We start from the raw sequence: 12,010 nt of genomic DNA, 5'->3' as shown, positions 1-12,010 counted from the left end.
GAATAGAAAAATGGAGAAATGAAGCATTTGCAGGAATCCTGGCATTTATAAGGAGTGGTAAAAAATGTTAAAAATAGAAACAATTAAACTTACCCGATTTGAGTATGAATATTTAAAGTTTGCTAAATTGAAAGATGAATACAACTTTCAATACTGTATGAAGTACCAAAATCGTGGATTAAATAGAATGAAGAAAAACGACAAGACTGGCTGGAAAAAAACAGCGATAAAATAAATAAAGCATTTAATGATGCTATAGTTGTTTATCATGTTAGTGAACTCTATGATGAGGCTGAATAAAAAGAGAAATTGAAATGAATAAAATTAAGAAATTTAAAGAAGAACTGGAAAATTATGAAAAGAAATATGCTTTGTTAATAAAAGAATGTATTCAAGAAGAAATTAATAAAATTAATCCAGAAATTGAAATAAGTATACGCAGCAATGATGTAAATAGTATTTATGTTATATATAAGAATTTCAATTTTGAATTTAGATATGTGTATTTTAAATGCAAAAATAATGAGAAATTGTTTTTCCGAGGGTATGGAAAAACTAATACCCGTGGATATTCTTATGATAGATATACAAAAGAAGAGCAGAAAGAACGAGAGCGTTCATATGATTATGTACGTTCAATCTTAAAAAGTATTTTAGAAGATAGCTTGGATTAAAAGGAGGTAATGAAAAATGTATGTAATCAAATATAACGATGGAATTTATGCAGGAACATATAGTGATATGGACGGCACATATCTTTATCCAAGTAGCTATTTTAATATGCAAAAACCAAAAGTTTTTAAAACTCTAAAAGGTGCAGAAAAGCATCTTAGTAATTTAAAAAATAAAGTTGTTTTTGGAAAAAATGATGATGTATATATTTTCTATTTCTTCATTTTTCAATGGTTTGAATACTTTTTTCCAATACTTCTCTAACTTTTTATCTGGTGAAATAGTATTACTGTTTTGTGGATAATCACTTTTACCAGGTTTAACTCCAATAATAAATTACAAATATCACAGTATCTCATAATGTATGTACAATTAATTATTTGATGCCTTATTGTACAGGTAGCGAAGAATATATATTCCAAGCTGACATAGATAAAGAAAAAGCAGTTGATGGATTTTGTAACACAATAGAAGAAAAAGCAAATGAAATGATTGTTATGATTAAAGAGTGCAGCAATATAAGAAATCTATTTTAATAGAGGATAAAAAAGAAAGATGAGTAAATTAACAATAGAAGAGCGTTTGTTACATGTTTTAAATGGCATAAAACAAGTATTGAATAATTTAGGTGTTGAGTTTATTAAAAATGAAGTTGAGTGATGTAGATAGAAAATAAAGAATTAGCATCACTCTTAAAAAAGCATACAGAAGCGCAAGAAACAGCTAATTGCTTATAAGTGAAATTATAAATGAATTAGCTAATAGAGGCTTAGTAGCTGGGTTAGAAGTTCTATCGTGCTTAAACAATACAGAAGCACTTGTATGGGAAGAATTAGTCTTAAAATTAGTTAAGGGATACAGTAAAAATGAGCAATACAATAAAGGCAATAAGTTATGAAGAATATATAAATACTCCTTCGTTAAGAAACGTCTATAATGATACAATTGTAAAGTGTCATTTGTACAATTACGGCTGTATCAGTTAATGGTACAAAAAGGAGATGAGAACCATGAGTGAGAATAATGATAAGATTCATGATGATTTAGATAACAAAAAAAATATAGCGCCTGTTTCTGAAGGATATGGTGAAAAAAATAATAATTGTTAGAGCTGATTTTGAAAAGTGTGCTAAGGAAAATGGGAAAATTATTATTGATCCCCAGGATAAATTTAAATGATTCATGGACAATAGATATAAAAAAGGTTTTGATGAATGTATGAGAGTTCTTGATAAAAGTTATGTTCTTGTGTGAAGATGCAACATCATTTATAAATGGTGTTGTTATACCTGTGGATAGTGGATGTGTTTCTGGTAAATAGTTATATAAAAAAGGATATGTTAATATTTAGAAAATTTAATAACTTTTAAAATGTGGTTGTCTAAATAGATTTATAAGAAGTCTGTTTAGGCAACTGTTTTTTTTACTTGTTTTCTATTATATTGAATAATTTATATTGATTAATTATAATGATTATAGGCGTAGGAATGATGGAGTATATAAAAATTAATTTATAATAAGATTAATTTTTATATGACAATGCCAAAGTTTAATAAAAAAAACATATTGTTTTTAAATTTTGATGAATGAAGGGCGAATACATATGAAAAAAAAGGATTTGGTTTTATCATATATACAAAGAATGGTAAGTATGGATAATGAAGATAAGCTATTTACAACTCAAGAATTGGTTGAACATTTTCATATGCAAAGAACAAATTTATCATCAATACTTAATCAATTAGTTAAAGATAATAAATTAGAAAAAATAGATGGTAGACCAGTTTTATATAGGTTTATCACTCTTAATCAAATAGAAGAAGAATATAATATGATATTTCAAAGAATGATAGGGTATAATGGTAGTTTAAAAAATGCTATTAAAATAGTTCATTCAGAATTAATGTACCCTAATAAAAATTATACGTTCCTTCTCATTGGGAATAGTGGTGTTGGAAAAAGTTTTTTTGTTCAAACATTATTTCATCATCTTAAAGAAACTAAAAGAATTTCTAGCGATATCAAATTATCTAAAATTAATTGTAAATATTTTATGAATCACGAAAATGATTTGATAAATATTTTAAAAGATAATGAATTTTTAAAACAACTTAAGAATGGGATGTTATTTGTCGATAATATACATTTAATATCACAAGATAAACGTTCAATTATATATGATTTTATAACTTTACAATCAAAAGAAAATTTTATTTTAATTTTTTCTTCGGGAAAAAATGTAGATGTAGAATTTGAAAAGAACTATTTTGATAGTATGCCTGTAATTATTGATTTTCCGGATTTAGAGGAAAGAAGTTTAGATGAAAGATTTGAAATTATAAAAGATACTTTAAAAAATGAAGCAAAAAAAATAGACAAAAATTTTATTGTTGATTTTGAAGTATTACAATGTTTATTATTATATCATTGTGAAAAAAATATTAAACAATTAATAACTGATATAAAAAGCGGATGTGCGAGTGCCCATTTAAGAGAAATGAAATACAATAATTTAGACATTCATATATATTTAGATGATTTGCCTAAATATGTGAAAAAAGGATTAATTTTTTATAAAAATCATGTACCGGAATTAAAATTTATTTCTCATAATTGTTTATATAGGTTTTCAAAAGAATTTGTTGAAAAAATAAAAGATGATTCTTTATTAGAAAAACATTTGGCTACATACAGTTATTTGAAAGATAACACTTATAATGAAAGCTTGTTCCAAGATTCAAATATAAATATAACATTAAAGAAATATACAAAACAAATAGAGGATCAAAATATAGATGAAACGTCACTAAGTAAAATAGTAAATTATCAAATTATTCAGATTGTAAAAAAATTTTTAAATAATGCTTCCTATAAATTGAATCGTGTTTTTTCTGATTCAATTTTTTATGGTTTGTGTTTGCATATACAATCTCTTATAGATCATCCAAAAGTAAGAAATTATAATGATAATAATATTAAAAAAATGATAAATGAAAATCATAAAGAATATGTATTGAGTTTACAACTCTTAGATACGATAGAAGAACAATTAAATATACATATTGAGTTAGAAGAAGCTTCTTTAATAACTATGTTTATTTGTCAAAAAAATCCAATTATGCAAGATGATGGATTTCCAGTTTTTTTAATTGCTATGCACGGTAATCAAACGGCTTCTTCTCTTGTAGAGGTTGTAAAATCCTTAGTAAGGACAAATAAAGTCTATGCTTATAATTTACCATTAGATAAAGAAGCAATGGATGCATATAATGAATTAAAATCCCTGATAAAAGAAATTGATATGGGAAAAGGTATACTAATGATGTATGATATGGGTTCATTAAAGACCATGGCTGAAGAAATTGCAGATGAAACCGGTATTAACATTCACTTTATAATATCTCCAACGACCTTAGTTGCATTAGAATGTGCTAGAAAAATAGAAACAATTTATGATTTGGATTTAATTATGACAAATATGAATGATTGTTATGAAAAATATTTCCCATCTATTGTAAATAATTATAAAAGAGAACTTAAAAAAAATATTATTATCACATTATGCATGAGTGGTGAAGGGGGAGCTTTGCAAATAAAAAAATATTTAGAAAAGAATATTGAATTCCAAAATATTGATATTGTTCCTTTATCTATGGGGAGCAAAAATCAGCTTATTATACAAATCAATCATTTAAAAGACAAATATAATATACTGTATGTTGTAGGAACGTTTGACCCTCATTTACACGGAATTTCATTTGTTTCAGTTTCTAAATTATTTAATGTACCTGTTGAGAAGTTATCGGAATTATTTAGTGTGAATGGCAAATACCTCCAAACAAAAAAAAGGGTAAAATATTCATTGATTTTTAAAAATATTGAAGAACAAATGCCAGATTTTGATATCGACTTATTAAAGGACATATTACTTAATACAATTAACAAAATTGATATAAAATATCCTTTGAATCAGAATCAAAAGATAGGATTAATTATGCATATAAGTAATCTTATATATCAACTAGTACATCAACAAAAAATTAAACAAATTGATGATTATAACAAAATAATACTAGCAAATAAGAGAATATATAATTATCTTTGTGATATATTTTCGAATATTGAGAATGTTTATGAAATTACATTATCTGACTCAGATATAGCAATTCTTATTAAACTGATTAAAGAAATCTAGCTTTAAAAGTTAGATTTTATTTTTTTAGTGTATAAAGTGTATATTTTTTCATCATATTATTGTAAAAAACGTGAAGATAAAAATTGCGTATTGTTTCATATTTTTTCAATATACTACATAAATAAATCAAAAAAGAATAAAAGTGTATAAATTAAAAAATTAGTGTATAAAAAGAAAGAAATATCCACATTTTAAAGGATTTGAAGAAGCTTATAATTCATTGTATATTGATATCGTTGAACAAGGAAAATATAAAGATCGATCAATTATAAGAGTTTGTTTAATGATTTTAAAAAAATGAGGTGAAACAATGGATGTAGAACAAATCGCTTTTACAATTATTGCTCATGCAGGGGAAGCGAAATCATTAGCTTTCGAAGCATTAAGTAAAGCTAAACAAGGTTGCTTTAATAAAGCTGACGATTTAATTGAACAAAGCCAAAAGGAAGTGAACTTGGCTCATAAAGGTCAGATGGATTTATTGGTTGCTGAAGCTAATGGTGAAAAAACAGATATTAGTGTGTTATTGATTCATTCACAAGATCACTTAATGACTTGCATGTTAGCAATTGATTTAATTAAAGAAATGATTGAAATGCGTAAAGAAAAATATGAGGGAGAATAGTTATGAAAATACTATTAATATGTGCAAATGGTCTATCTACAAGTATTCTAATGAACAAAATGCAAAAATGGGGCAAAGAAAAAAATATTGAATTAGAAGTTAGAGCTGTTCCAATGAGTGAATATTTAAATGTATATAAAAATTTTGACTGTATTCTTATTGGTCCACAAATTTCTTATCAATATAACGAAATTAAAGCTAATGCAATTGATGTGCCTGTAGAAAAAATTTCCCCAATGGATTATGGGATGAGTAATGTGGAAAATATTATGAAACAGGTTAAGGCTTGTTTGGGAAAGGAGGAATAACTCATGAATAGTTTTATGACATTTATTCAAGAAAAGCTTACACCTATTGCTAATTTCTTTGGTGCTCAAAGGCACTTTTCAGCGATGCAAAAAGGGTTTATGGCAACAGTCAGCTTTATTTTAGTATCAGCAATTTTTATGATTATTGCTAATCCACCTGTGACAGCTGACTTAATTGCTCAAGGTGGTTTCTGGTCAATTTTTGAAGGTTGGTACAATTTTTCACAAACATATAAAGCAACAATTTTAATACCATTTAACATGACAATGGGAATGCTTTCATTAATTTCGGCATTTGCTATTGCTTATTATTTAGCTGGAAGTTATAAATTATCTCAAATGAATGCAGGATTTACATCAATGATTATCTTTATGATTGTTGCTGCACCAGCAAATTATGTAGCTTTGGCTGATGGAAATGTGGCTTCAATGATTAATACTACTTATCTTGGTTCACAAGGGTTATTTACTTCAATTATTGTAAGTTTACTTACTGTTGAAATTACAAGAATTTGTATGCAAAAGAAAATAACAATTAAAATGCCAGAAGGTGTTCCACCATTTTTGTCAGACATGTTTTCTTCAATTGTACCTTTGGTAATTAATGTGACTTTATTCTTTTCAGTAAATTTATTAATTAGTAATTTTATTCCAGGTAGTTCTTTACCATCTTTAATTGAAACAATTTTAGCAAAACCAGTATCAGCTGTAAACTCTATACCAGGAGCAATTCTTGTATCTGTACTTATCCTTGTAATGTGGTGCTGTGGTGTTCATGGGATGATGGTATTTATGCCATTAACAACGCCAATTACAATGGCAGCGTTCGCTGCTAATGCAGAATTATTTGCTGCTGGACAAGCACCTATCTTCCATCCAATTTTTATGACACAAGCAATTGCATTATTAGGTGGAACAGGAAATACTTTAGCTCTTGTTATCCTATGCCTTAAAAAAGCAAAATCCAAACAATTAAGTGTTTTTGGTAAAGCATCAATCGTACCAGCAATTTTTAGAATCTCTGAACCAGTTATATTTGGTGCACCTATTATGTTTAATCCAATTTTAATGATACCATTTGTATTGAGTGGAACTGTAATTGCAATTTTTTATTGGTTAGCATGTGCTTTTGGATTAATAACTCCATTTTACATTTTGGTTACTGGAACATTCCCAATCATTATTAATAGTTTTATTAAATGTCTAGACTGGCGTATGATTGTGTTTGAAATCGTAGCATTAATAGTAACTATTTTTATTTGGTATCCTTTCTTTAAAGTATATGATAATCAGTTGTTAACTCAAGAAAAAGAAAATGCTCAAAATATGGAACCGGTAGGTGAATAAAATGATAAACAAAAAATCAAATGGAGATAACTTTCCGAAAGATTTCCTATGGGGGGGAGCAATTGCTGCCAATCAATGTGAAGGAGCTTGGAATATTGGCGGAAGAGGAATGGGACATGTTGACCTTGTTCCTCAAGGGTGTAATCGTTTTTCTGTAATGATGGGAAATTTAGATAATTTTAATGATAAAAATGATACATATTATCCTTCAAGAACAGGTATTGATTTTTATCATCATTATAAAGAAGATATAGCATTATTTGGAGAAATGGGTTTTAAAGTATTAAGAATGTCTATTTCTTGGTCGCGTATTTTTCCAAATGGTGATGAAGAAGAACCTAATGAAGAAGGGTTACAATTCTATGAAGATGTTTTTAAAGAATGTCATAAGTATGGAATCGAACCACTAGTTACAATGACTCATTATGATATCCCATTACACTTGGTTAAGGAATATCAAGGATGGGAAAGCAGAAAAACAATTGAATTTTTTAAAAAATATGTAAGAACAATTTTAATGAGATATAAAGATCTTGTTAAATATTGGTTAACCTTTAATGAAATTAATTGTATAACAGCTCTACCTTATTTTGCAGCTGGAGTAGTTGTTAGAAGTGAAGAAGAAAAATTACAACAAATTTATATAGCTGCACATCATGAAATGATAGCAAGTGCATGGGCAACTAAAATAGCTCATGAGATTAATCCAAAAAATAAAATAGGTTGTATGCTTGCGGGAGGAATAACTTATCCATATACATGTGCGCCTCAAGATATTTGGCAAGCATATGAAGTGGATAGAAATAATTATTTTTTTGCTGATGTTTTAGCTCGTGGATATTATCCAGTATATAAATTAAAGGAGTTAGAACATAAGAAGATAATCATTCCATTTAAAAATGATGATAAAAAAATATTACGTGAAAATACAGTAGATTTTATTTCATTTTCATACTATTCTTCACATTTAACTTGTGCTGATCCTAATGCATATGCAGAAAAGGGTGAGGGAAATATGTTTCCAACCTTAAGGAATCCTTATCTTAAAGAAAAGGAAAGTGCGTGGAAATGGCAAACCGATGGGTTAGGATTAAGAGCGACTTTGAACGCTTTTTATGATCGTTATCAAAAGCCGTTGTTTATCGCTGAAAATGGTGTTGGTGGTATAGATGAATTAGAAAATGGTGAGATTCATGATGAATATCATATCAGATATATTAAAGAACATTTGCACAATCTTAAAGATGCTATAGTTTTAGATGGTGTAGAGGTTATGGGATATACTTCTTGGGGGTGTATAGATTTAGTATCTGCATCAACAGGTCAAATGAAAAAGAGATATGGCTTTATTTATGTTGATGCAAATGACCAAGGAGAAGGAACTTTTAAAAGATATAAAAAGGATTCTTTTTATTGGTATAAAAAAGTTATAGCATCAAATGGAGAAGATTTAGATTAAAGATATAATTTTCTTTGTTGAAATATGTGAAAATGGTTATCCACAACACTTAGACCACAAAACCTGGTTCAAAATACGAATTCAAAGACTCATCTTACTAATCATTGTTTTTGGAATAAGGTGTGGTAAGAACCTCCTCTAAGTAGTCAAAGTCACAGGAATGAAATACAAATCCATATTCACAAATTCAATTTTACAAATGAATAAAACCGTAATCAACCACGGTTATATAAGGTTGATAGAGAGGATATGTATATTGTAAATGACGATATAGATGAGTCATTTACAATATACCAGGTTTGAAAATGAAAAAATATCATTATTATATTGATAAATTATTTGAAACTGTAATAAATCGAAGAGTAAAAATAAATGATACAAAAATAACAATTGGTCGTGCCGTAAAATACACCATGAATCAAGTGAAAGTATTTTATAAGTTAGCTTGTTTTCTAAATTGATGTGGTGTTATAAGATAATTTTTTTTGAAAACACGAATAAAAGTTTCTGGATTCTTATATCCTAGATTAAGACTGATAGCTTCAATAGAAAGTCTTGTGTTAAGTAAAAGATTTTTACCATTTTGCATACGAATTTTTGTTAGTAACTCTGAAAATGAATATCCTGTCGTCTCTTTGATAAGTTTAGAACAATAAGGAACGGTATAATGGAATTCTTTGCTAATATTTTCTAAAGAAGCATGTTTATAATTTTTAAGTAGGTAATCAATAATCTGAAAATCAGGAAGATTTTTGATTATATTATTTTGAGAAATTGTAATGTCTTTATTATAGTTCCTATTAAGTAATGACATTAATATAGAAAACATACTGCAAATAATACGATCAGAATAGATATCCATCTGTTTATGTTCTTCATACATTTGTAATACATAATTTAATATTTGAGAGTCACCATGAGTATGAAAAATAAGATATTTCGTTTTAGTTTTAGAAAAAAGATGATTTATAAAAAATATACTTAATAAATCTTTATCCTTGATGTAGTTCATAAATGTATCTAGGAAAGTACTTTCTCTAACTAAAATATTGATAACTATAGAATTATCATCAAAATTTTTAACACCGTGTGAAATATGAGGGGCTATAAGGCAAAAATCACCCTTTTTTAATAATAGTTCAGTATCAAAAATAGTATTATCACATTGTCCATCTAGAACATATAAAATTTCGAAATAAGCATGTTTATGCTCAAAGTAAGGAATATAACGAGGGTGTTTTATAATAGAAATATTATGATTTTTTTTTATAAAATCATCTTCATAATGATAGATTGGTAGAGATTCGGGATGTAGTGCAATATTAAGATTTGTAGCATCATTTTGATTTTCTTTATAAAAATATTCAATATTTTGTTTAGTCTTATCCAAAAAATAATATTTTTTAAAAAACAATTCATCTTTATTAAAAAAATATAATTCCTCTATAATATTCATCACAATCACCTATATAAATTATATTATAAAATTAAAAATAATCAATAATATTGATTATTTTAAATCATTATAAATACAGTTTTTATATGTTATGATAAACATGAAATGAAAGGAGAAAGGGAAAGATGAATCAAAATAAAAATATATTATTGAAAATTGCTTTATTAAGCTGTGCTGTTGTTACAGCATCCATAAATGCAATAGCCGGGAATATACCTGCTATTGCAGAATCGTTTTCCGATGTTCCAGTACATATTATTGAACTAATAACAACCATACCGTCATTGTCAATGATGATAGCAATCCTGTGTAGTAGTTTAATCTCTGGTGTTATAGGAAATAAAAGAACAGTTCTAATAGGACTGCTATTGTGTGGATTAGGCGGTGTAGCACCATATATCTTTCAAGATATAATTATTATGATGGTTACAAGACTACTTTTTGGATTTGGAGTTGGACTTATCTCCTCAACGTTATTAATAATGATTATTTATTTCTTTGATGGGAAAACAAGAAGTCAAATGATAGGACTTCAAGGGAGTGTTGGAGGATTAGGTAGTCTGATTTGTACTTATATTGCTGGTCAACTTCTAATGTTTGGCTGGAATGTTTCTTTTTTAACATATTTAGTATCATTTATTGTTTTTTTAATAGTTTTTTTATATGTTCCAAATGTTACAGATGTTCAAAGTTCTAATGAACATAGTGGGTCAAAAATATGTTGGAGTAAAATTTTTCTATATGCAGTACTTTCTTTTATTTCAGTAACTCTAGCAACATTTTTTGTTATTAAGTGTTCTACATTGTTAATATTAAACGAATATGGGTCTGTACAAGATGGCTCTTTACTTGTCATGTTTATATCTGCAGGATCTTTAGTATCAGGAGCAATGTATGGCAATATTTATAATAAGCTGAAGAATAAATCACTTATATTATTTTATTTGATATGTGCAATTTCGTTTGTAATAGCCTCAGCATCTAGAAGTCTGTTATTAACATTATTATCAGCTTTTATATTAGGGTATGGATATATGGCATTTGTACCATTTCTTCAAGAAAAGGTAGGAATTTATGGTAATAAAGGGACAACAACATTATTAGTTTTCCAAAGTTTAGGCTCTTTCATTGCTCCATATTTTGGCGCTATATTATCATACTTTAGTGATACATTAAGTCATCAGTTTTTTATAGCTGGACTTAGCTATATAGTTTTAATGCTTGTTGCCTACATTATAAAAGATTTCACATAGAATATATACTAATGATTTGGTAGTGTGGTTCAAATAAAAATGTCATAGGAGATAACTATATAAATCAAGTGATTTTTGATTATATAAATAAAATGATGTAAGAGTGCAAACCAATTATTCTTTCAGAAAAATGAAATGACTATGATTTTAGATTTTAATATAAGTGAATTAGAAAAATGTTTTGAAGAAGTATTACAAAAAAATATAAAAAAAACCAGAATATCAGGTAACGTTATTAAAACATTTGAATAAAAAAGTATAGATTATTTTGGTTATTTCTTACTTTAGAGTATAAATAAAAAGGAGGATTTAAATGCTGTTGATAAATTCAATAGTTTGAATCCTCTAATTTTATGATTGTCTAAAACCAAGTAGGAACCATTATTCTCTGCACTCTTTTGTTTCTTTGTCTTCTCTAATACCTTTGCAAACAGGTTGACGCATACCTTCTTTGTTAGAAGGCATGTATTGTACTATACATACTAAATTAGGTTCTATCCAAACTGCATTATCATTTCCTTTGGGTAGATTACAATTAAATGGATGGTGCTTTATGATAGTGTAATTGTATTGATCTAATGTTCTTATACTTGCACCTAAGGTGACATGCCCATAGTATTTTAAATTATTACTTGAATCATATTTACCTAATATAAAACTTGTCATATTGTTGTCTTTTTGAATATATCCGCAGA

At 27.1% G+C, this 12,010-nt stretch carries 10 protein-coding genes and 1 pseudogene; 9 read left to right on the top strand and 2 right to left on the bottom strand.

What is annotated here, in order from left to right:
- The first annotated feature begins 64 nt into the window (after positions 1 to 64).
- The 8 genes from KSU54_RS17625 to KSU54_RS17590 all read left to right on the top strand — a co-directional run bounded on the left by KSU54_RS17625 (position 65) and on the right by KSU54_RS17590 (position 8,606).
- The gene (locus KSU54_RS17625; protein WP_008792905.1) at positions 65 to 235 is read left to right on the top strand and encodes a hypothetical protein; all 171 of its coding nucleotides are present in this window, start codon (positions 65 to 67) and stop codon (positions 233 to 235) included.
- A 79-nt stretch (positions 236 to 314) separates the two neighbouring features.
- Positions 315 to 674, top strand: coding sequence for a hypothetical protein (locus KSU54_RS17620; RefSeq protein ID WP_008792904.1), 360 nt, complete (start codon positions 315 to 317; stop codon positions 672 to 674).
- Positions 675 to 690: 16 nt separating this feature from the next.
- Entirely contained in the window at positions 691 to 936 is a 246-nt protein-coding gene (locus tag KSU54_RS17615; protein WP_008792903.1) for a hypothetical protein, read from the top strand.
- Between the two features lie 1,339 nt (positions 937 to 2,275).
- Complete coding sequence (locus KSU54_RS17610) at positions 2,276 to 4,867, top strand: PRD domain-containing protein (protein WP_117792685.1); 2,592 nt, start codon at positions 2,276 to 2,278, stop codon at positions 4,865 to 4,867.
- Positions 4,868 to 5,177: 310 nt separating this feature from the next.
- Complete coding sequence (locus KSU54_RS17605) at positions 5,178 to 5,492, top strand: PTS lactose/cellobiose transporter subunit IIA (RefSeq protein ID WP_008792899.1); 315 nt, start codon at positions 5,178 to 5,180, stop codon at positions 5,490 to 5,492.
- A gap of 2 nt (positions 5,493 to 5,494) precedes the next feature.
- Positions 5,495 to 5,800 carry a PTS sugar transporter subunit IIB gene (locus KSU54_RS17600; RefSeq protein WP_008792898.1) on the top strand — a complete coding sequence of 102 codons (306 nt, stop codon included), beginning with the start codon at positions 5,495 to 5,497 and terminating at the stop codon, positions 5,798 to 5,800.
- A 3-nt stretch (positions 5,801 to 5,803) separates the two neighbouring features.
- The gene (locus tag KSU54_RS17595) at positions 5,804 to 7,147 is read left to right on the top strand and encodes a PTS sugar transporter subunit IIC (RefSeq protein ID WP_008792897.1); all 1,344 of its coding nucleotides are present in this window, start codon (positions 5,804 to 5,806) and stop codon (positions 7,145 to 7,147) included.
- Position 7,148: 1 nt separating this feature from the next.
- Positions 7,149 to 8,606 carry a 6-phospho-beta-glucosidase gene (locus tag KSU54_RS17590; RefSeq protein ID WP_008792896.1) on the top strand — a complete coding sequence of 486 codons (1,458 nt, stop codon included), beginning with the start codon at positions 7,149 to 7,151 and terminating at the stop codon, positions 8,604 to 8,606.
- A 433-nt stretch (positions 8,607 to 9,039) separates the two neighbouring features.
- Here KSU54_RS17590 and KSU54_RS17585 read toward each other — a convergent pair whose 3' ends face one another.
- A complete protein-coding gene (locus KSU54_RS17585) occupies positions 9,040 to 10,062 on the bottom strand; it encodes an AraC family transcriptional regulator (protein WP_008792894.1) in 1,023 nt (340 codons plus the stop codon).
- Between the two features lie 125 nt (positions 10,063 to 10,187).
- Here KSU54_RS17585 and KSU54_RS17580 point away from each other — a divergent pair, with 125 nt between their 5' ends.
- Positions 10,188 to 11,315 (top strand): MFS transporter, encoded by a 1,128-nt coding sequence (locus KSU54_RS17580; protein WP_008792893.1) that lies wholly within the window; start codon positions 10,188 to 10,190, stop codon positions 11,313 to 11,315.
- A gap of 381 nt (positions 11,316 to 11,696) precedes the next feature.
- On the opposite strand, the pseudogene KSU54_RS17575 reads toward KSU54_RS17580, so the two are convergent.
- A pseudogene (locus KSU54_RS17575) lies at positions 11,697 to 12,010 on the bottom strand (DNA ligase); the annotation flags it as partial.

This window comes from Erysipelatoclostridium sp. MSK.23.31, assembly GCF_019125875.1.
GTDB classification, from domain to species: Bacteria; Bacillota_I; Bacilli_A; order Erysipelotrichales; family Coprobacillaceae; genus Thomasclavelia; species Thomasclavelia ramosa.
This window is presented reverse-complemented; position numbering and strand designations above follow the sequence as displayed.

Bases quoted from the DNA above. Each gene is read 5' to 3' on its own strand.
- KSU54_RS17625 (WP_008792905.1), top strand. From the start codon at position 65: ATGTTAAAAATAGAAACAATTAAACTTACCCGATTTGAGTATGAATAT.
- KSU54_RS17620 (WP_008792904.1), top strand. From the start codon at position 315: ATGAATAAAATTAAGAAATTTAAAGAAGAACTGGAAAATTATGAAAAG.
- KSU54_RS17615 (WP_008792903.1), top strand. From the start codon at position 691: ATGTATGTAATCAAATATAACGATGGAATTTATGCAGGAACATATAGT.
- KSU54_RS17610 (WP_117792685.1), top strand. From the start codon at position 2,276: ATGAAAAAAAAGGATTTGGTTTTATCATATATACAAAGAATGGTAAGT.
- KSU54_RS17605 (WP_008792899.1), top strand. From the start codon at position 5,178: ATGGATGTAGAACAAATCGCTTTTACAATTATTGCTCATGCAGGGGAA.
- KSU54_RS17600 (WP_008792898.1), top strand. From the start codon at position 5,495: ATGAAAATACTATTAATATGTGCAAATGGTCTATCTACAAGTATTCTA.
- KSU54_RS17595 (WP_008792897.1), top strand. From the start codon at position 5,804: ATGAATAGTTTTATGACATTTATTCAAGAAAAGCTTACACCTATTGCT.
- KSU54_RS17590 (WP_008792896.1), top strand. From the start codon at position 7,149: ATGATAAACAAAAAATCAAATGGAGATAACTTTCCGAAAGATTTCCTA.
- KSU54_RS17585 (WP_008792894.1), bottom strand. From the start codon at position 10,062: ATGAATATTATAGAGGAATTATATTTTTTTAATAAAGATGAATTGTTT.
- KSU54_RS17580 (WP_008792893.1), top strand. From the start codon at position 10,188: ATGAATCAAAATAAAAATATATTATTGAAAATTGCTTTATTAAGCTGT.